At 71.5% G+C, this 23,836-nt stretch carries 1 protein-coding gene (running past both ends of the window); it reads left to right on the top strand.

This entire window lies inside a single protein-coding gene on the top strand: locus ACIBO1_RS02830, encoding a hypothetical protein. The 50,445-nt coding sequence extends 8,841 nt beyond the window's left edge and 17,768 nt beyond its right edge, so the window shows coding positions 8,842-32,677, spanning codon 2,948 (complete) through codon 10,893 (partial); the first complete codon in view begins at window position 1. Both the start codon and the stop codon lie outside the window.

The following is a 23,836-nucleotide window of genomic DNA, read 5'->3' as shown; positions in this document are numbered from 1 at the left end:
GAGGCTGAGTGGACGGTGCTGCGGGGCCGGGGCGAGGGCCGGGGCCTGACGTACGAGCAGCGCGTCACGCTCGTCATCCACGAGCGGGAGGCGGCGCGGCAGGCCGAGGAGGTCCGGCAGGCCGAGGAGGTCCGGCGGCGGCGCGAGCTCGACCAGGCGGTGCGGACGTGGCAGGCCGAGCAGGAGCGGAAAGCCCGCGAGGAACAGACCGCGGTGCGCGCGGCTGCCGTCCCCGAGGGATACCAGATCCGGCACGAGCAGGCCGACACCTACCGCCTCTATCGGGGCGCGGCCCCGATGTCGGCGGAGGACGCGGGTGCGCCGCCGGTGGCGGGCCGGGAGGTGTTGCGGGTCGACCGGTCGGTGACCGACATGAGGGTGGTGGGCCGGTACCTCCGCGCCCTGGACCCGGCGATCGCGGGCCGGCAGCAGGTCGAGATGCCGCGCACCCGGCGGCGGGTAACGCCGCAGAAGCTGCGGTCGCTCGTGGACCGGCACCTGCCGGCGGGGGCGGTCATGGTCGTACCGGTCGGTCAGGTGACCGCCGGAGCGCCGGTGCCGTTCCGCCGGTTGCCCGGGGGCACGTCGGCGGACGACGGCTGGTATCTGGTCGACCAGGACACCACCCTGGGCGACGGGGCACGGACCCGGCCGATGGCCGCCGGGTACACCCTGGTGGAGTACCCGAACCTGATCTGGGTCCGGCCGCCGGGCGCCCCGGAGTCGGTGATCACCGGGTTCCTGGCCCGCCCCGATAACGGGAACACCCTGGTGCTGGTCGGTGCGCCCGGGGTCAACCCACCCGGCGAGGTGTGGGACGAGCTGGGCACGCATCTGCGCGGCCTGCCGGAGCAGCAGTTGGCCCGGCTGGAGGCAAAGGACCTCGTCACCGAGCGACCCGACCGCCACCTGCCGGAGGACCGCCGGTTGGTCGAGTACCACGAGGCGGCGCGCCGGATCGGGCACGGTCTCACCGGTAGGCCCACCCGCCAGGCCAAGGAGGAGCTCTGGGCGTACCTGTCGGACACGCTCAATCCGGCCGGACCGGGACACGTGCCGGTGCCGGAGTTCGACCCGACACTCAACGCCCCCGGCCGTACTGGCGGTGTTCAGGGCCATGATCTGCACGGCGGCTTCGATCATCGCCACTGGCGTCTGCTGCTCTCGGACAAGCGGGACACCTGGCAGGCCGTGGTCACCACGATGCGCCACGAGTGGGAGCACGTCGAGCAGTACTTCCTGATGGCCCGCTACCTGGCCGCCACCCACCGGACGGTGGCGGACCTGCGGCGGCACCTCGCCGTCGAGGACGACCGGGTGCTCCAGGCCGCGCTGGACGACCCGGCCGTGCCGGGCAGCGACGACCACGAGTACGGCGAGCAGTTGTACCGGGGTCGGCTCGGTGCCGACCGAACGGCGGGCGAGGCGGTAGAGGCGCGGCGGCGTGCGGCGTACCGGGCGTACACCGACGCGGTGCAGCGTATGCGGACCCTCGGCGCAGACCGGGCCCGCAGCCTGCGCGACCGGGCCGACCTGGCGCTCCAGGTGGTCCGCACCAACGCCGCGTACGCCGCCTCACTCGTCGAGTACGCCGCGCTGCCTCTGGAAGGCCCGGCGATCGAGCGGGAACGGCAACTGGACCGGCTGTTCGCCTGGGACACCATGCCGGATGAGGCGCCGGTCGTCGTCGCCACCGAACCCCGGACCGGCAGTGTGGCAGGTCGTGCCGGCGCGGCTGGGGTCGGACCGGCAGCGGACGAGTCCGCCGAGGTCATCGCCAGCCCACCCGATCCGGCCGACGCTGCCGTGGCACTCGCGCCGACGAATTCGCTGCTCGACCACCGGCTCCTCGTGACCGCCGACCGCGAGTTGCACGAGGCGGTACGCGAGCGGGTCCGTGCCGACTACGGGCGGTTCTCCGGCAGGTCGGGAGAAGCCGCGCAGCAGGACGGCTGGCGGGCCCTGGCGAACCTCGTCCTGCGGCACGCCGGATTGCCGGAGCTGGGACCCGACGGCCTCCACATCGGTCAACCGATCGAGGGACACCTGGGCGGATTCGACCGGCGGTCGTGGACGATCGGGCTCGCCGACGGCTCCGTCGAACACCTGCTCCGTACGCTGATGCACGAGCTGGTCCATGTCGAGCAGGTCACGCTCGTGGGCCGGCTGACGGCGGGCCGCCGGGACGGCGACGAACTGGGGTCACTCGTCCAGAACGACCGGGTCCGTGCCGAACTCGCCGCGACCGCGGTGGATGCCGGCAGTCCGGGGCACAGCATCGCCGGGCAGATGCGGCCGGAACTGGAACCGCAGGGCGAAGCTCGGGCGACAGCGATCATCGCCGCGGTGGGTGCCGCGCAGTCCCGCATCGACGTGACGGCGACACTCCTGCACGACGTCGACCGCCTCGGCGGGTTCAACGCCGGGGTCCGTGGCCGGTTGGCGCGGGGCCACGACGGTGTGCTCCGACACTTCGCCGAGGCGATGACCCGATACCTGAACCTGCCGCTGGAGGCTCAGGCACACCTCGTGCAGTTCGACTTCGACTCCGGCGGTGTGGCGCGGGACTGGCGACGGGATCCGCAGGCACAGGTACCGCCACTTCCGGGGTACGTCGTCGAGGCAACTGTGGCGGGCAGCTTCGTCCGTCCGCAGGGCGCGACGGTGACGCCGCCGCCTCGGCTCGCCCATCCCGACCGTCCACTGGTGCTGATCCATCTGACCGACCTCGCCGACGCCGAGCGGGTGGTGTCCGAGGTGGCGTCGTCCCTGCCCGCGCACGCGCTGGTGGAACTGCACAGCCCACCGGGAGGCGGGCTGTTCACCGTCGAGGAGTTGGCGGTGCTCTCCTCGGCGCTCGACGACGACCAGCTTCTGATCGTCGCCCCGGACCTGGTGGCACCCGCCGGTGAGTTCGCCCGTCACCTGCTGCCGTACTCCCGGACGCATGCGCCGACACTGGCTCCGTTCGCCGCCTACTACCGGCTCTATGGGAGTTCGCGGCCACCGTTCCTGCCGATGTCCTTCCCGTACCTCATGCGGAATGTGGGCGTGGGGACCTTCGAGCTGTATCCGGGTTGGCATGTGGTCGCGGTGGGCGACCGGGCCTGGATCGGCCCGGCCGGCGGGCAGCCGGACCTGACCGGTGTGCCACACGCGCGCGTGGTGATCGGCAGCCCCGGCCAGGAGACGCCGTGGGCGGTGGTCAGCGCCGGACTCTGGCTGGCCCGGATCCTGGCCGGCCAGGTCGGTGCCGCCGTCGACGAGGGCTTCGTCCACGTGTTCCGGCCGGCGAGCACCCCCGCCGACACTCCGGCGGCCGTCACCGACGACGTGCTCCACGCGGTCGAGGACCGCGACCGTGAGCTGGTACGCCTCGCCTTCGGCGCGGAGTACGTCCCGGCAACCGGGGGGCCTGCCCAGGTCCCGCACCCCGACGGGAACCCGCTCGGGTTGGTGGAGTCCGCCGACTACGAGCTGTACTACGTGCTGGACGCCCTGCTTCACCTGAGCGGCGTCGGACCGGTCGACTCGCTCGTGGCGCCGCCGCGCGCGGTCGACGCGCTGACCGGGTTGGCGGACCGGCTGCGAGCGCTCGATCCGGCCGTACCCGACTCCGGCGCGCTCGCCGCACGGCGTGCCCTGCTGGCAGCGGGACGACTGGCGGCCGTCGCCTACGGGCCGGGTGGCCTGACCATGCCGAGACTGCGCGCGGCATGGCACGTGCACACGATGGCGGGAGATCCGACGCATCCTGCCGTCACCCGGGCGAGGACGCTGGTCCAGCGGGTCGTTCCCGCGCGCCACGTCCAGGACCTGGACCGGGAGCTCCCGCTGCTCGTGATGCGGGTGCTGGAGCCGGTGGCGATCTCGCAGGGCGCCCGGTCGGCGCTCGGCCCGTCCTACGATCGCTCGCACAAGTGGCTGGTTGGGGTACTCGAAGGCACGAGGCCGGCCGATGGCGAGGCGGCGACCCTCTGGTGGCCCGGCGCGGACCTGAGCCGGATTCCACTCGACGTCTGGGCGGCACTTCCCCTGCTAGCCGCGATCGACGACGTCGTGGTGGTGGGTTACCAGGCAGGGCCGGACGGGCTGCCGCTGCTCGACGGCCGACCGGCCGGTGACCACGAGGTCATCGGTGGTGCCGCCCTGCTGGCCCAGCTCGGTGACACGCTGCGTACCGAGCTGAACGGCGGCGAGCCGAGTCGGCAGCGGGTCTTCCTGACGCCGCTCGTCGACGACCCGGCGGTCGAGGAGTCGCTCGACGTGCTGCGGGCCGACCTCGCCGTGCTGGACAAGCGGCTGGGCTGGGGGGTCCGACTGGCGGCGTCGGTGTCGACCGGGACCCGCGACGCGGAACCGACCGGTGACGACCCGGACGACATGCAGCTCGACGCCAGCCCGCCCGATCCGGTCGAGACACCGGTGGCGGTCGGGACGTGGCCACCCGAACTCCTGCCCGCCGCAGCGCTTCCCCTCCAGCACGAGCAGCGGTCCCTCTCGGCACCGGACCCGGCCGTTCCGAATCCCGTGTCGGATGCCGCCAGGGACCTGGTCGGTGCGTACGCGTCGAGACTCGCGCGGAGCCGCTGGAGCGTGATCGGTGAGTCGGGGCGGTCGACGGGGCGGTTGACCGAGCTGCTCGCCACCGAGCGCCTCGGGGCCGTCCCGGCCGTACGACTTCAGGCCGGTGTGATCATCCGCCCGGCGCGGTCCGGAAGGTCCGGGGACGATCGGTTCCGGTTGGTCGTGCGGGCCGAGTCGGCCGGCCCCTACCGGCACGTCGAATCGGCTGACGGTGCGCATCTCTACGGAACTTCGCTACTGGTGACGGTGCGGTTGGAGCACACCGGTCCAGTCCCGGCGGGACTCCCGAGCCTCGAACCGGTCACGGATCTGCCACAGACCCGTGCGGTGCTGCTCGATCAGCAGGTGACGGTGGCGGACCAGATCCTGACGCAGCCGAAGCTGCGGATCGATCGCGACGGCGTCGCGCCGGTGCCGGCACTGCCCGGCGGTCCTCAGGAGACGCTCGGGGCGCTCGGCCTGCGGTCGCTGTCGGTGAGCCCGGACGCCGTGCGGAACGGGCAGATCCAGGTCAGCGCGGTCGTCCCGACGTCGGTGCGGGCGCTCCACGACGCGGTGACGGCGGAACTCCACTCGGGCCGCTGGACCGGCCGCCGGTCGGCGAGTGCCCGGGGCGGTGTCCGGCCCCACCCGGCGGTGGCCGACCCGGTCACGGTGGACGAGATCCACCACGCGCTCTCCGCGCCGGGGCTGATCGCGCTGGTGCCCGACGCGCTGAGTGGGTCGGGTGTGGTGGCGGGTCCGATCCGGATCGAGCTGGCACTGTTCGGCGGAGTGCGCCTCGGGCGGTCGGATCAGGACGGCAGCACCCGCGAGCGGATCCGGGTGGGGCTGCTGGCCCAGGTGACTCCGACGGGTTCGGCGGCAGCACCGCCACTGGCGGTCCGGCTGGACGGTGCGGTCGAGCTGTCGGTGTCGCCCGACGACGCCATCCGGATCATGCACGATGCCGACCCGCTCCGCGACGAGCTGCCCGCCTACGAGCGGGAGGCGTCGACGCTGAGCGCCGAGCAGCGGAGATCACCGTCGGCCTCGGGGCTGAGCGCCGACCAGCACCGGACGCTCACCGACGCGGTGGGTGGCCCCGACGGCTGGGACCGGTTGCTGAGGAGTCAGCCGAACGGGTTCGACGGTGCGGGGTTCTGGCGTCTGGCGAAGCTGCTGGGGGTCGTCGGTGAAGACGGCCTGGTCATCGAGGCGGCCCGGCTGACCCGGTTGTTGCGGTGGGTGCAGCTCATCGAGCGGGTGCCGGAGCCGGGCCGGATCGAGCCGTTGGTGGTGGCGGCGGTGCTGACCCACACGCGCGGCGGGTTGGCACACGCGGAAGCCGAGCTCAACCGGGCGAAGCAGGCGCACTGGGCGGCCCAGTACCACCACGGCTACTGGCAGACCAAGGCGACCGGACTCGACTCTGCGGCGGAACGCCTCCAAGCCGTCGCGGACGACCTCCGGCGTCGGATGGCGCACGACCGGGAGCGGTTGACCGACCACGCGGCCCTGGTCACGGAACTCGCCGAGACGCAGGAGAAGCTGGACAGGGTGACGGCAGACGTCGACAGGATCCGCGACGCGCGGACTGTCGCCGCCGCCCGCGTACGTTCTGCCGCGCGGGAGATCGCCTCGCAGCATGTCGAGATCGAAGGTCGTCGTCGGGAACTGTCGTCGCTCGGCGCGAACCCGGCCGGTGCGGCGCCGGTGCCGGGACTGCTGCGGGCCTGGTACCTGCTCGCCGTGGAACTCGGGGTGGATCCGTACGCGCTGGAGGTGTTCGGCGGCGAGCTGGCCGCGACGGTGGCCGGCCGCGACGACGTCACGCCCGACGAACTGCTGGCCGACCTGCGGTGGCGGCTGCGGCCGTACGGGGTGTACACCGACCACGATCTGGGCCTGCTGGCCGACATCGGCCGCCGGCTGATTCTGGACCCGGCCGACCTGCCGGCACTGCGGTGGCTCACCGCCCGGGGCGTGTCGTTGGAGTTGCTGGACGCGCTGCCGGCGCACCTGATGTCGCGGTCGTTCCACTGGGCCTGGGAGCAGCACCATCGGGGTGACGATCCGATGTCCGTGGTGGCGGAACTCGGTATTCCCAAGGCCGACAATCCGGAGAAACTGGTCGATGAGCTGAATCGACTGGTCGACGAGCTCCGGTCAGCGGCGAAGGACACCGGGGCCGCACCGCCGCAGTACACTGCCGAGCCGCAGTCCCCGGCGCCCGCAGTGCCCACGGACGCCGACACGCCCGAAAGGGCACAGTGGACGGATTCGGCAACGGACAGTTGGTCTGCGCTGTTGATGATCGGTGACGTGGTGCGGGAGGGCGTACGGCGGGCGACCGCGTCCGCGCAGGGCGGTTCGCATCGCTCGCTGGGGGAGGCGGTCCTCGACGTCGCCCGGGAACACGGGTTCCGTACGCCGAAGCAGCTCGTCCGGTACGCGTCACTGAGTGGCCGACTCGGCTTCCCGGCCACCGCGCTGCTCGCGGAGCTGTCGTCCCGGCACCTGCGGCTACAGCTCTACCGCATGCTCGGTGACCGGCCGCTGGACGACATCGCAGGCTTCCTCCGCGCGTTGACGCCGTACGACGCCGCAGGCTCCTTCGGTGCGTTGACGCCGTCCGGCCTGCATCGGCAGGTGCCTGTCGTCACCGAGGCGCAGGCGACCAGGTGGGCGTCCCGTTTCGGGGTGTCCGCCGACGAGGTGCGGGCACTGGCCGCCAACGCCTGGGCCGACCTGCCCCGCCTGGTCGGTCTGGCCGAGCGATTGGAACTGGACGGCGGCGAGGCGCACTGGCTGTTCGACCTGACCCGGAAGACCGGTCAGGTGCCCACCTACCTGCCGAGGCTGGCATATCGGGCGGAGGTGCAGCCACCGGTCCTGATCGAGTGGGGTTGGCGGATGGACGCCGCCCCGACGGACCTCATGCCCTTCCGGTCGGCGGCGCGTCTGCTGTCGGCATCTCCTCCGCCGGTGCCGGAACCGGACCGGCTCTCCGTCGCGGAGCTGGTGACGCACCTTCGGAACAGCTTCGACGACGTGACCACCGCGCCGTGGTGGGCGTTGTGGGTCGGCACGCACACCCCGTCGACCTCGGGCACCGACGGCCTGACGCCTGGCGAGCTGTTCGACCTGATGGGTGTCGACACGCAGGATGTCCTCACGCATCCGGGAGCGCTGAGCGCCGCTGAGCTCCTCGACCGCGTCAGGGACCCGGACGAAGAGCCCACAGACGCGGCGTCGATCAGCCGGCTACCCGCCGAGCGCGCCGCTGACCGGTGGTTCGCCCCGTGGTTCAGCGAGCGGTTCGACGTTGGCGAACTGGACATCGTCCAGGACATCAGGACGAAACCGTGGTTGGACCATCTCGCGGTGCTCGACGAGGCACGCCGGATGAAGGCGCCGCCGGAAACCGTCCTCGACTACGCGCGATGGTCGGGCGGCCGGGACCTGCCGGCGACGCGGACCTATCGGGTGCCGTCCGGTGCGGCGCAGGTCGGGCTGATCGAGTTGGCCATCCAGTGGGACGTGCACCTGCACCAGTTCGCTCCGATCGCCGACCTGTTGCCGCGAGAGACCGACTTCTGGACACAGGATCTGGACTCGATCGCCGCCAGTCTGACGGCCCGGATCTGGGGCGATCCGGACCAGGTACCCGCCGATGTCTATGAGGCGGCCACGTTACCGCTGACGCTCCTGACCGATCTGGGACTGGGCGCGAGCGCCTGGCAGTCGACGATCGACCGGAGCCGACTCGTCGGCCGGTGGCTCACCTGGCAGTGGGGACTGGACTCCCGCGCGCAGACGCGGGTCGTCGGGCTCCTCACCGACGACCACTTCCCGGATCCGGCCGGCTACCTCGAACTGCTGGACGCGCTGGCCAAGCGGATGAACCTGTCGACGCCGGCGCAGGCGGCCCTGGCCAGCCAGTTGAGTGTCAGCGCCGCCTGGGTGACCGCGTTCAGTCTCCGGATCGGGAAGGTTCCCGACCGGGTCGTCGATCAGGCCCACCGCCTCGGGGTGCAGGATCCGGCGCGGCTGTTCGCGCTCGCATCGGTCCTCGGTGTCGACCCGGCGGTGCTCGGACCCGACGACGACCTCGACCGGCTCAACCAGACGCCCGACAGCGACCGCTTCGACGTCGCGTACGACGTCGCCCAGTCGATCCGGGCCCGGCCCGGCTGGGCGCAGCGATCGTCGGGCGACACGATCACCGACCGACTGTTCCGGCTGGCTGAGCGGTCGGGGACCGTCCCGTCGAATCTTCCGACGCTGCTCGACGACGGCAGTTGGCTCGGTATCGACCGGTTGTTGGAGATCGCGGAGCTCCTGCACCATGCACCGGAGTCGGTGGCGCTGTACGCGAACACCCGACGGCCACCGGCAGGATCGGGCGGGCGGCTCACGATCCAGCAGGTGGTCACGGACTACCAGGCATGGGCCGAGTCCATGTACCAGGAGTACGCACTCGGGCCGAAGCAGCTCTGGCGGGTGTGGAACCGTGAGGGCTCAGCCTCGCTCATCCGTTACAGCGATCGTGCCGTTCAGGCCGCCGCGCTGGCCTCCGCAGAGTCCGGCGAGGCCGCCGAACTGTTCCACCGGTTCATCGGCGGCTCTGATCCTCTCGGGGCGATCGAGGCACTGGCACGAGCACGCCAGCCCGGCGCGTGGCTGGTGCCGGTCCTGCCGGAGGCCCCTGCGCCGACCGGTGTGACGATCCAACTCTCGCTGACCGGGCTTGGTGAGCTGGCAGAACAGATCGCAGAAGTGCCTGGTGCCCACCTGCTGGGCAGCGACCTGGTCTACGAGTTCGGGACCGACCGCCGTGGCTGGGACGGATTCGCCCGGTTGGCGGACAGCGTGCCACCCAACGCCGCCGCCACGCACGTGGCGATCTCCGTCCGGACCGAGTTCGGCACGGACGCAGCCGCCTATCTCCGGCTGGCTCACCTCTACTACGCGCTGGCTGACGTATTGACGACTGCCGGACTGACTCCCTTCGCCGACGGAGACGAGTACCGGTCCGCAGACCTGATGCAGGAGTTCGACTCCTTCGAGGATTTCCTGAAGCATCACCGCACCGGCCCCCTCGTCGTTCGCGCGAACTGGCGCTCGGGCGACCACGTCTCGTTCACCATGGCTCCCGGTCAGGTCTGGCCCGGTGTCCTGCAGGCCCGCGTGCGGATCGCGGCGGAACTCGTCCGGGTCGCCCGGCGCCCCCTGTCGCAGGAGCAGTGGAGCTGGCGTTTCACCAGCCCAGGCTTGCGCGACCCGTCGCAGGTGGGTGGCCCGCACCGGCTGGGAGATCGGGCACACCGACTGATCGGGCTGCTCGCCGATCCGGCGCTTCGCGCCCAAGCGGCCGGACTCGTGCTCGGCGGGCGGCAGGTCCACCACCAGACCGAGCCACCGGCGTCAGGACTGGGCGGGGTACTCGACGATCCCACCGTCGCCCATACGTCGTTCGAGGCGCCGCAGACGCCGATCGCTGCCCACGTGCGGGAGATCCTCGCCGTCGACACGTCGACGTCCGGCCTCGACGCCGAAGTCCTCACCGATCGGCTGAGCACCTCCACCGACCTGCGGGGCGAGCGTGTGAGCTGGCAGGAGACGGTGTTGCGGGCAGCGGTGCACGGGAGCCCGGACTCCTTCGGTCGGCTGGCCGAGCAGCCCTGGCCGGCCCTGGCACGTCAATTCATCACCGGACGGATGGCCCTACCCGACGAGGTGATCCGGGCGGCGTACCGCTTCGTCGTCGGGACCTCGGACGCGGACTGGACGAACCTGCTCTCCGCTCCGATGCCACGGCCACCGATCAACCTGGAGATACCGAACTGGGTGGACGACGGCGCTGCGGACGGGCTGGACGACTGGCCCGACCTCGGTGTCCCCGGCCGGCGGCCGCCGGCGCAGGAACTTGTGGATTGGCTGCGTGAGCGCGTCTCAGCCGGCGTGAGCCCCTTGCCGTACCTCGTCGAGAACGCCCTGGGCGGCCTGGCCGGGCCCGACAGCGGCACCACCTTCGGACTGCACCTCGCCCTCGGGCCGAGGGGAGATTCCGAGGACGCGGAGTTCACCCGGACGTTCCAGCAGATCAGCCACGACATGGTGCCGGTGTGGCAGGGGCTCCGGAAAGCCGTGCCGAGCATGGACCGCGAGCACCAGGTGGTGCACCCGGCGGGGTACCAGTCCGCGGTACATGGTCTGGTGGACAGCCCTGCGGTCTGGCGCGCTCTCGGTCTGCTGGTCGACGAGTTGCGGCAGTGGGACGGCCGGGCAGAGGTGACGCTCTCCATCGAGGTGCGGACACCCGGCACGATGATGGGCTCCGTCTCGCTCGATCCGCTGAACGAGGCCGCCGCCACGTACTCGGATCTCCTGACCCGGATGTCGTCCGGCCCGGAGCGCGCCGCCGTCAGCACTCGACCCGATTCGGACGGCACGTTCGAGAGCACCGGCGACGGTGTACGCACCTGGTCGATGCCGTTGCATCTCGGGTTCGGTCTGGCGGGACTACAGGCCCGACTGCGCATCGTCCTCGCGCTGGTCCGGGCGGCGGAACGAGGCGCCGTCGGCACGGCCGACGGCGGCCCGTCGCAGGGCGACGGCTTCGGCCGGTTCGATCCCGACCTGGTCTGGCTGGACGACTGGCTGCTCGACCTGTCCGGCTGGGAGGAACTCCATCCCCTGCTCGACGTGCTGGACCTGGACCCACCGGGAGCCGCGCAGGTCGCGACCCTGTTCCAGGTGACGTCGTGGTATCCGCCCGGCACGGATTCGGTAGATCTGCCGCGAGGTGTCCGGTGGAGGCCGGACCTGGCGCCACTCGCTCCTGACGACGAACACCCGGCCGCGTTCCTGGCCGAGGTCGTCGAGAGCAACCCGGGGGCCCTCGTCCGAGACGCCGTACGGCAGAGGGATTCGCGTCACCTGCCGCTGCGGTACTGGCACGGGCTCTACGCCCGGTTCCACGCCTTCGCCAGCGCACTACCGCCCGGCACGGACCTCGGCCGGGCACGGAGCGGCTGGCGTCGAGCCGCTGCGGCGCTGTGGCACCAACTGGACAACAGCGACGAGTCGGTGCGTGTCTGGCACGAGCGTTTCCAGGCGCAGGCCCCGCTGCCCGAGTGGACCTCACCCACCTCCGCCCCGCGCGTCCCCGACCCGTACGAGACGGCCCGCTCGGTCTGGCTGGCCACCCCTACCCGCCCGGAGGCCGCCACCGAAGAGGACGTCGCGATCCTGCGGACCGCAGCCGGCTGGCTGAACGGCGTGCGATCCGATCCCGCCACGAGCCTGCAGCGCCGGATCGGCACGTGGCTGGCGCAACGGGACCCGGGTCGATTCTCCATGTCGACGCCGGAGTTGCACCTGCGGCCCGGGCGGTGGGCGCAACACGGTCTGCTGGGCGCCGTCATCGACGCCGCCGGGTGGCAGGGTGTTCGTCTGCCGTCCGGTATCAGCGCCCCGGGAGGACTGCGCCGCCACGTGTTGGGGCAGATCGAGCAGCGCGGCGACCTCGTTCGCGACCTCGTCGGCGCGGAACCGGTCCAGCGTGTCGAAGAGGTGCCGCCCGGTGAACTGCTCGCACTGGAGTCGAGGCACCCGGCGCTGGCCGCAGTGCACGAACCGACCGAGCACCGGCGGGCGATCACCGAGGACAACGTCCGGCGCGAGTATCCAGGGGCCAGCGACCAGGAGTTCTCACGTCGGGTCCGGGCAGCGCTCGACGGCTGGGCAGGGGAGAGCCGGCGGCGTCATCTGCGCACAGAGCTGGCGCGTTCGCTCCGGCCGCAGGAGTTCCCCGCCGCAACCGGTCGGCCGGTCCTGAATGTCGCTGGGCCACGTCCGGTGCTCGCCGCCGCGCTGGGCAGCGCCCTCGACGGCCGGCCGGACGCCGTGGTGGAGCACCTGGGACCGCAGGAATCCCGCGACCCGGCGGCGAGCCGTGACCTGGCCGTGGTGCTGGCTCGGGCACTCGACGTCGACATCGTGATCCGCAGTGGTGTGCTCGCCGAGCACACCAATCCGGGCGAGCGCCCGGTCCTGTATCTCGACCGGTCCGCCGACATGGCCTACCGACCGCTGTCACCGGTCGCGACCACCGACTCCGAGATCCCGATCCTGCCGCCTCTCGACGCTCTCGATCACGAGTTGGCCGCGACGGTGCGCACCTGGGCTCGTGACCACTACGCGACGCTCAACGCAGGCGGCGACGCACGGGACCAGGCATGGACGGAGCTGACGAACCTGCTGACCGACTGGGTCGGCCTGCCGCAACTCCGCGTCGAGCTGGCACCGGGAACGCCCACCGCACTGAGCTATGCAGAGTGGTCGTTGACCATCAGCACGGATTCGGTCGACCGCAGCCTCGGCACACTGTTCGCCGAGATTCTGCGCGCCGAGCAGCGGATGCTCGTGGAACAGGCGCGGTATGACGCAGGGGCTCCCGGCGAGTCGGCCGACAGTCCCTTCACCGCCCCGCACGTCATCCGTCACCTCCGGCGGACGTTCGTGCCCGGCGATCGTCGGTTCGGCTTTGCCCGAACTTTGCGGCAGCCGGAGGCCAATGGCTGGTGGGGACCGTTGCAGGACGCCGTGCTGGCTGCCGACAGGTGGCTGAGCACCGAAGCGGACGTGCGTTCCGCCGAGGACGGCGTGCTTTCGGCGCGACTGGACCGACGCCTCACGCATGACGAGCGCAGGGTCGCACGGTTCCGCGCCGACATGCTTGCCCTGCTGCACAGCCAGGTGGTCGAGAGGCAAGCGCGGGGCATCCAGGATCGTCTGCTCGCCGGCGGATCGGTCCGCGACTGGGGTGCGGAGATCAACATTCGGGTCGATCCGGACTCGGGCGTCGAGGTGGCATGGTCGGGGCCGGCGGGTGTCCAACTCCGAGCGACGAACGGTGCGGACGTCCCACTACCGAGGCATCTCGTGCACCCCGAGCGCCCGATCGTGGTGGTGCACGTGGCCGCTGCCGAGGAGGCCGGGCAGATCCTCCGTCGGGTGGCGGCCGACCTACCGGCGAACGCCCTCGTCGAGCTGGTGGTGCCCCATCAGGTACACGCGACAGCGGCGATGGCCCTGGCTGGTCTGCTGCGAGACGAGCAGGACCTGGCGCTGCGGGCGGATCTGATCGTCCGAGACGATCGGGCCGACCATCTCGTCGGATACTCACGCGCACACATTCGGGCGGTCGGGCCGTTCGTCTCCTACTACACGGTGCACACCGAACCGCAGAGCGAACCGTTGTCGGTGTCGCACGTGACGCAGTTGGCCGACCTGGGCGGCGACCGGTTCGAACTGATGCCGGGCTGGACGGTACAGGCCGAACCGCACCGGATCTGGATCCGACCCGAACCGGCCATCGACATCGTGCCCACCTTTGGGAACGAGTCGGTCGCGATCAGTGCGCCAGGGGTAGCGACACCGCTGTCGGTCGTCCGTCTCGGGATCTGGCTCACCGATTCATTGGCTGCGCAGAACGGCATGATCCCGGGGGCCGATCTGTGGAAGGTGTACGGAGACGTCGGTCCGTCACCAGCGATCCGCCAGATCCGCGACGTGATCGCCGCCGATCCCCGTGACGGGTTGTTGTGGAGCTACGCCTTCGGTGGCGGCGATCGCGGCACCACTGACATGAGGATGGGTGGCTTCGACGGCTACCTGCCGTTCATGCTGCTCGACCAGTTGGTCGGCCTCGCGGGTGGGGACGCGGAGGCCGATCCGGACCGGGTCGTCGATCTGTTGACCGAGTTGGCGCGTCGGGTCGGCCTGCACACCGGTGGTCAGGGCGACGTCGTCGACGAGAGCGCCCGAGTGGCCCTGCTGCATGTCGCGGTGGATGTGTACGACCGTTACGGACTGCCGGGTGTGACGGAGGACCGCCTCCAGGCCACCGCCGAGGAGGACCGCCTGGCGGACAGCGAGACGGACTCGGATCTCGGCTCGGTGGACGCCAGTCCTCCTGATCCGGTGGAGGCTCTGGTGTCGATCGCCGGTGCCGCAGGTGCGGCGGCCTCCGAGGGCGGCCCGGACGGCGGTCACACCTGGTCGAGGGGGGTGCTGTCGCCGGAGGACGCGCGGCACTTCCACGCACTCGCCAGGGACCTCGGCTGGACGTCCGCCCAGGGCGCCGTCGAGCGGATGCGGCATCGGGTGGAGCGGACGCTGGGCTCGCGTACGCCGGAGGACAAGGCGCGGGACTTCGTCACGTACGTCGTCCGCAACGGCGAGCCCGTCGCCGGGAGCGTGGACCTCGATGCGGCCGGTCACCAGCTCTACCGGCATCGGATGGGTGGGCGCACCGTGCTGGTCCGGGCCAGGGTGGTCGACGGCGAGGTGTTCTCGGCGCGTCGACCGCTGCCACTGGACCGGCTGCTGGACCGCTTCGCCGCGTACGACACCGTGACGGCGCTGCGCGACGCCGGATGGACCCTGCGCCCCGGTCACACCAGTGCCCTCGACCCGGCCGAGCGGCGCGTCGACCTGAACGCCTTCGACGACACCGCTTGGCCGGTCCTCCAGGAGGCCGCAGCGCTGCTCCGGCCGGTGGCGCTGGCTCCGGACGGCTCGTACGTGCGGCTGCGGGAGCCGCTGGCGGGCACCGTGGAGGAGGGTGGCTGGATCATCCTCGACGTCTTCGGTCCGCGGGGAGAGGCTCGCGGCAGTCACACCGTCAACACCATGCGGGCGGACGCCGACCACGTGACGACGATGGGGCTGTACAACAACTCCGACGTGCCCGGCCTCGTGCACCTGGCCGCATACCTGGTCACCGAGAACAGCGGCAGGGAGTACTACCAGTCGAGGTTCGTCACGAACGACCGGATCCGGCGGGTACTCGTCGACGAGTACGGCATGCAGCCCACGCCGGGCGACGGGTTCTTCGCCGGGTTGTCGGTGGCCTCGCCCGGCTTCGACGCGGAGGACTACCGCGTGTCCCGGCTGACCGCCAACCGGGTGGCCCGCGAGCGGCTGGACCAGTTGGGGTGGACGCTGCCGCAGTCGGGCGGCACCCCGTCGGCCCGCGTGCTCCGCACGTCGTGGGTGGGTGAGGCGGGCGGATGGGAGCCGACCGGTCCGGACGGCACCCCGCTCGACGTGGTCACCGAGACGCTGGCGGACGGCGCAACCCGGCCGGTGTCGGGCCGCCGGACCGATCCGGACACCTTCCAGATCGTCAGTCCGGAGACGGGACGCGACATCTACCGCCTCCGCGCGGTGGCCGACGCGGACGGCGGCCGGCGGTGGCGGGCCCCCCTCATGTCCCCGTCCGACGAGAGGTACTTCGCCCGGTACGCCGAGGCCGCCGGGCTGGACTCGGCGATCGACCACGTCCGACACGTCGTCGGTGCCGGTACGCGGATCCGTGATCATCTGACGCTGCCTGGCGTCGGGCTGTACCGGCTCGTCACCGGACGACGCAGTGCCCTCGTCTACGCGCGGGTGGACGAGACCGGCACGGTGACGAGCGCACACCGTCCCACTCCGCTCGACGAGATTCTGGAGCGCTATCACGACCAGCAGGTCCTGACCGAGTTGGCCGACGACGGGTGGACGGTGCGGCCGGGCCACACCACCATCGTCGATCCGGCTGCGCGCCGGATCCAGGTGGACGCCTTCCAGGAGCAGGAGGCCTGGCGTACGTTGCGGCAGGCCCGGCCGCTGCCCGTCACGGTCGTCGGGCCGTCCGATCCGCTGCTGGACCACCGGCTGCTGGCGACCTCGGACCCGGCACTGCACGACGCCGTGCGTGCGCACGTACGTGATCATCACGCCCTTCTTGCGAATGAGGACAGGGAGGCGTGGCGGAGCCTGGCGAATGTGATCGCGGCTCACATCGGTGGCCCGCTGCTCCTGCCGCAGAATCTCACCGTCGGTGGAAACCAGATGGCCGGGGCCGCCGGTCTCTTCTCCCGCCAGCGGTGGCGGGTCAACGTCGACCCGAGTTCCTTCGACGACATGCTCTCCACCCTCGTGCACGAGATGGTGCACTATGAGCAGGCGGTGGTGGCCGGCCAGGCGGTGGCTGGACTGGCCGGTGCCTTCGCCATCATGCCGCTGACCAACGACGCCCGGGTCCGCGACGAACTGGCCGCCGGTCACGTGGCCGGCGACCTGCGCACCGGCTCGGGTGAGCGGTTGTGGGCGGCGATCACAGTCGACGGCGAGCACAGCCGCCGGGTCATCGATGCGGTCGCGGCCGCCGGTGCGCCCTACCGTGAGGCGACGCACCTGCTCGACGTGGTGGATCGCATCGACGGATTCAGCCCCCGGCTCCGCCGCTGGTTGGGCCAGCGGCAGGCCGTGGCGATGCGGGAGATGGCCGACACGGCCATCCTCTACATGGCTCTGCCGCTCGAGACGCAGGCGCACCTCATCCAGGTCGACTTCGAGGCCGACGGCTCGGTGCAGGACTGGCGGACGGACCCGCACGCCCAGGTCGTGCCACCGGCGGGATACACCGCGCTGGCCATCCCCGCCGGCAGCTTCGTGTCTCCGTCGTCGTCGGTGGAAGCGGTGCCACCGGCCCGCCTGGCGAGCCCGGACCGGCCGCTGGTGCTGGTGCGTCTCGATGATCTGACCGATGCCGGGCCGGTGCTGGCGGCACTGGCCGACGGCCTGCGGCGGCCGTCCCTGGTGGAACTGGTGGGCACGCCCACCCGACGGCTGACCGTGCCGGAGGCGGTGGGTCTGGCCGAGATCCTCGGCGGCTGGCACCTGCTGGCACTCGCCCCGGACCTGCTGGACGTATCCGGACCGCACACCGACCATCTCGTACCGCACGCCCGGAACCATGCCCTCACGCTGCCGCCCTTCGCCGGCTACTACACGGTCCACCGCGACCCACAGCGGCAGACGCTGACCCTCGCCAAGCCCTACCTCCTGCGCAACCTCGGGAGCGGTGCCTTCGAGCTCTATCCGGGCTGGCAGGTGACGACCGTGGACGACCGGGTGTGGATCGGCCCGGTCGACGCCTCGCCGGACCTGACCGGTGCCGGTAGCGCCCGCGTGGTCCTCGGCACCCCGGAGCGGGAGACACCCTGGACGGTCGCGGGCGCCGGGATCTGGGTGGCCCGAGTCCTGGCGAGTCACATCGGTGCCGGCTTCGACGACGGCTTCGTCCACGTGCACCGGCCGTCCAGTACACCGCCGGTGGTCGACGAGCACGGCTTCACCACGACCGACGACGTCGCGGCGGCCGACGGGGACCTGGTACGCCGCGCGCTCGGAACCGGCTACTCGTCGGGCGACTTCCGGGTCAGGTTGAGTGCGTACGCCAACCCGAGCCAGGACGTCGACTCCCTTCGTCTCCTGCTCCATGCCCTGTTGGAGCAGGCCGAGGAGGCCGGGCTCACCGAGCCCACCGGTGTACCGGTCGACCCGGCGGTCGGCGTGCGTGCACTGACCGCGCTGGCGGGACAACTCGGCATGCCGACGTCCGACGAGGACGCGCTCCACTCCCGCCAGGACCTGGTGCACGTGGCCGAGTTGGCGGCGATCGCGTACGGCGTGCACGGTCTCACCCTGCCGAGGCTGAGTGCGGCGCACCGGCTGTGGCTGACCGGGCCCGATCGGGGTGGATCCGTGATCGACTTCGCGGAGAGCCTGCTCAGCCGCTTCGGGTCGTTCTACGAGGATGCCGACGCACGGGATCCCGACTTCCCGCTACGCCTGCGGCGCGTGCTGGAGCCGCTGCAGTCCCCAGAGGTGGACACGGCGGCGGCATCAGACCGCTACCTGACCGCCAACGACTGGCTCGACCAGGTGTTCGCCACGACCTGGACCGTCGACTGGCAGGAACAGATCTTCGGCTGGGGCGGGGTACGGCCGGAGCCTCTGCTGCCCTTCGCCGGAGGCGGGATCGTCGTCGGCTACCTGTCCGGTCCGGACGGCCTGCCGATGGTCGACGGCCGGTCGGCGGCCGAGCAGGGGGTGACCGGCGGCGCTGCGTTGCTGGCGCAGCTCGGCGACCGGGTCCGCGCGGGGGTCGCGCCGCAGGCGCCCCGGCACGAACTGTCGGTGTGGTTGATCCCGTTGGTCGGCGACCAGGCTCCCGGCCCGAACCTGGCCTCGCTGCGAGCCGAGCTGCACGCGATGCACGAATGGTTGGCCTGGGGGGTGCGCCTCGGCGACGCGGTGACGGTCGACGAGCCTCAGCCGACCATCACGACAGGCGACCGTGAGTACCTCGACGAGACCACGGAGCTGGACGCAAGTCCGCCTGATCCGGCCGAGGAACCGGTGTCGGTCACCGCCCCTGCGGACGACCTCGGGTGGCGGCGTGCCGCCGACGGCACGTACACGCATCCCGAGGGGAGCGCCGACGATCTCCCTGAAGCGCTGCGCGAGAACCGGTCACGGCCACTCAGCAACGTGGAGTTCCTCGCTGCCCTGCTGCGTGTGGTGATCGCCCGGACCGCGCCGGAGCGGGTCCCGACGGAGAGCGAGTGGGTCGACTACCTGCTGCGGTGGACATCCCGGAACAGCGGGGGGCCCATGGACCTCATGGATGGCGTGAGCGAGGCGTCGCGGGACCTGATGGACCGCGAGCCGGGGTTCCGGCTGCAGGCATTCCTGCGACCGCCGGAGAGCCATCTGGTCCATGTCCTGCCGATGACAGGCGACGGCGACGAGCTCATCCACATGTTCCTCGACGTGGAGAACGAGTCGATCGTCCACCGTCATTTCCTGGGTCGGGACGCTGCACGACTGGCCGGAGACACCGGGCGTCCCGAACCGGTGCCCGGACTCGTGCGCCGGATCCGGCAGGCGCGACTGGGTATTCCCGACGCGGTGACGCCGGGTGGTCGGTACGCGTCCGACTCCGCCACCGGCGTCGACGCGACCCCGGTCGTCGCGACGGCCTCGCAGTGGCGTCGGAGCGTGCTCTGGCTGCGGTCGCTCGCCGTGGACGGGACACCCCTGGTCGAACGGGAGATCATCGACCAGATCGACGAATTGCACGGCGAATCGCGGACCGTGATGGAAGCCGGCTGGTCCGTGCTGCGGCGGCGCATCGGTCAGGCGTGGCAGTGGGCGACCCGCCCGGGTGTCGAGCGACATGACCCCGGGCCGGGCCAGCGGGAGCGCGCCGGCCGGTTGGCCGGCGGCCTGCACGCGGACCTCGCCACCTTCCGGGCCGAGCTGGCGGAGGCGGTCGAGGCGGCCGCGCAGGAGGTCTCGCAGAGCCATCCGAGTGATCGTCGTGCGTCGGTGATCAGCGTGGTGGCGCAGCCGCCGTCGATCGACATGTCGTCGGCCCTGGTGAATCCGGTGCGCAACACCGGCGGCTGGGACGTTCGCCCCGACGGTGCGTACCCGGAAGGGGAGGCTACTGGGCTGCCCACGGGATTGTGGTTCGACGACTCCGGCGTCGCCGAGCAGGAGGACGACGACGTCCTTCGGGTGGTGCAGGACCTGCTGGCTGCCGGGGCCCGACCGGCTCGGCTGCCCACATTGCGCCAGTTGCGGGACATGCCCCCGGTGGCCTCGGCGACGCCCACCGAACCGGAGCGGTGGGACGAGCAGTTGTACACCTGGCTCCGGGCGGCAGCGGCCGATGCGGGCGGCGTCCCGTTCCGGCTGCAGGGCTTCGAACGGCTGGAGTCGGGCGCCATCCGGGCGTACCCGGTGCAGGGCGACTCGGGCGAGGTGGTGCGCGCGTACCTGGCGGGGCAGACGCTGCACCGGCTGCGCGGATGGCCGGTCACGTCGACCGGCGGCTACCAGGAGACGACCGCCGCCGAACTTCCGCCGGGCCTGTCGACATCCGAGATCCGGGTGGGCGGTCGGGCGGACCAGATCGTGCTCACGGTGGAGATGCTCCTGAGGGAGGCGATGGGCACGCGGCGGTTGCCACCGCGCTCGGACCTGGAGGCGAAGTCGACGCTCTATGCGGACCTCGCCTGGCCCCGGCGGATCTTCCGGCTTCTGCACTGGGCGGCGAAACGATCTGCGGGCGCCGCACAGTCCGAGGAAACGGTCCCGTTCCGTCTGCAGGCGTTCGAGGACGTCGGGCAGGGCAGGTATCGGGCGCACCCGATCGAGGGTGACTCCGGGCCGCTGATCTTCGTCTACGAGTCGGCATACGATGGCATCGCGCCGCTACACAGGCGGGAGTGGGCGAGATCCGGGCGCGACGGATTCGCTCCGGTGCCCGGCGTGCGGGCTGTTCGCCTGCCCGACGGGCTGAACGTGAGACCCGCCGACCGCGCCGACGCGATCGGACTGGCCGACGCGGTGGCCCGGTTGATGACCGTGCACGGACACCCGGCGACCGCCGAGGGACTGTGGCAGCACCTGAGCGAGGCGGAGGCCCTGCCCGCCGGGACGGTGCCGGAGCAACCCGCCGACGCAGCTCTGCTCACCGTGATGGGACAGGAGTTCGGCTTCCGCGCACAGGTTTTCGTGACCGACGGTGAGACCGTGGTCGGTGAGCCGGTCCGGGGCGAGCTCGGTCCGCTGTTCCACCTGGTCCACGACTCCCGCGACGGCAGCTACGCCCCGGCCTGGACCGGACCGGCCGAGGACCTGCTGCCGGCGACGGCACGGCCACCGTCGGAGGACGGCTGGGAGGTGACCGCCGACGGCGAGTACCAGCGGGAGGGGACCGCCCCCAGGCTGCCGGGGGCACTGTCACCGGGCCTGGGCGGGTCGTCCGTGCCAGCGGTGTTGCGGGCGGTGCGGGAGCTGGTCGTGGCCGCCGGCGTACGGCGGGTACCGACCTCCGCGCAACTGCTGCGGTTCACCGAGGCGGTGCCGGCCGGACTGGACTGGGATCGGGAGATCTTCGAGTGGCTGCACGGCGCCGTCCGTGGCTTCGGCGGCACCGGAGCGTTCCGGTTCCAGGCCTTCGACGAGGTGGAGCCCGGACACATCCGGTCCTACCCGGCATGGGGCGAGTCCGGCCCGATGCTGTACCTGCTCCGCACCGACGACAACCGGCACCACGCGCTCTGGAGCGACCGACCGGGGCAACTCGCCGCGTCGCTCGACGCTCTCGTACACCGCGACCGCCCGGTGGCGACGGACGAGGTGCGGGCCCGGCTGGCCCGCCTGGGCGGCGCGGACAGCAGCCGGTTCGGTCGCCGATGGACGCAACTCAGCGACCGGATCGAGCGGGCACGGCGGAGCATGGGCGCACGCCAGGAGTTGGCCTTCGGCGGCCAGGACGAATGGGCACCCCTCGCCGGACAGGCGATCGCTTTGCTCCGCGCGGACCTGGGCCGGTTCGACGTCGACCTGGACCGGGCGGTGGCCGACGCGGAGCTGACCTCCTGGTTCGGGTTCGGGACGGAACTGTCCGACTGGCACCGGCAGATGTGGGAACTGATCAGTCGGTTGGTCGGTGTCGGCGGCGGCTTCGGGTCCTGGTTGCGGGAGACCGCGCAGGCGGTCGGGTTGTACCACCAATCGAGCACCGCGCAGTGGGGACAGGAGATGTCCCGGTTGCGCCCCTGGGCGCGGCGCCCGGACATCCCGATCTGGGCCCGGCGAAGGCTGTTCCACATCGTCGGTCTCACCGAGGCGTTGTACCCGGGAGAACTCGCCGAGAGCGACGAGGCGCGGCGGGCCACGCTGTTGCGGCGGGTACGGCGTCTGGTGGACGCGGTCCGACGCGACCCGTTGTGGCGGCATACGCCTGGCGTGCAGGATCGGATGCGTCCGGAGCTGCTGACCGACCTGCTGCGGGGATGGCGGGGCGCGTCCGCCGACCGGCCGATCACCAACGACGACCTCCGCGCGCTCGTGGACCTGGTCGACGAGATCAAACAGCCGGGGCACAAGGTTCGGCTGCACCGAGTGCTGAGCGCCTGGCAGGAGCGGTACCGGTCCGCTCCGGCAGGAGCGGTGCCGCCCTCCGCCGACGAGGCGCTCGCCCTGCCCGTCAACCGGGCGGTGGATCGTTGGGAGTTGCCGAGGCACCTGGTCGAGGGCCAGCTCCTCGGCCCGGCCGACGCGGCCCTGCTCCCGGCCGAGGCCGCCCAGGTGTTGGCGCTGGTCCAGGAAGCCGTCGGGCACGGCGTTCCCGACCACGACCCCGGCATGGTACGGCTGCGGTACGACCTCGAACACCGGTACCGCGGCTTCCTCGTCAACGGCAACCGGTACTTCATGCGCCGCGACGGCATCCCGATCGAGCTGCACGTCGGCTCGAAACTGGTCAACGCCCTGGTCGAGGAGAAGTTCCCGGGAATACCGAGTTCCCGGCGGCTGGACAGCGCCACCATCTCCGCCCGCAAGCAGAAGTACCTCAAGAAATTCCTCCGTCCGCGTACCGTCCACCTCCCGTTCTCGGCGCTGTTCGGCGCACTGACGGCCGGCTTCGTCGCCGTGCACATCGCGATCACCCGCAACGAGCCGGCGAGCACCATGAGCAGGTCCAGAGGGGTCCTGCACACCCGGATGCTGCGCAGCGGCACCACCGCGACCGCCTTCCGCGCGGACAGCAGATGGACGGTGACGAGTATCGCCCCCGGTGCCGAACCGGGACAGGCGGTACGCGGTGAACCGCACAGCCGGCTGCTGTCGAAGTCGGTGCTGCTCGACGTGCCGGTCTACATGACGCGTCCGTCGGCGAACGCGAAGGGCAAGGCCCGAGCCACCACCCTCTCGGCAACTGAATCGATCAGGTCGTCGAACGACGCCGACTCCGTCATCTCCGAGTCGAGCCACCCGTCGCCACAGTTCCGGCAGGACATCTGGGGTAGCGAACCAAGCGGTGACAGGTCACCGCCGACCGTCACCCGCCGCAGTTCCACCGACTCGTCCGCGTCGTCGGTCATCCGCCAGCCGAGTAGCTTGAGCAGGATCGAGTCGGGGCCGAAGCGCCTGATCCGGTGGATGAAGTCCCGAAAGAAGAGTCACGAGCAGTCCGGCCTCGATCTGAAGCAACTGCGGCGTACGCCCTCGGGCCGGCTGGTCCCGCAGCCGGGCGAGCGTCCGATCGCCCGGGAACCGGTGACCGCCGGCGATCTTCCGCCGACGATCGACTTCCACGGTGAACTGCCACGGGCGTACGTCGTCGACGATGTCGGCGACACGACCGCGTTGGTCGACGCGATGGCCGCGGCGGCGGGCCGACCCCTCGGGGTGGGTGGGTCGGCCCGGGCCATCCTGTACGAGTTCTCCGACCGGGGCGAGGTCGGCAACGCGATCGACGAGATGGTGGACACCTACCAGTACGCCCCGGTCCTGGCCGACGACCGGAACGCCAAGCCCATCGCGGCGGAGCGGGTACGCGCCG

Origin of the sequence: Micromonospora sp. NPDC049903 (assembly GCF_044460945.1) — a bacterium.
Lineage (GTDB): Bacteria > Actinomycetota > Actinomycetes > Mycobacteriales > Micromonosporaceae > Micromonospora.
The sequence above is the reverse complement of the archived record's forward strand: the minus strand, read 5'-3'. Positions and strand labels throughout refer to the sequence as shown.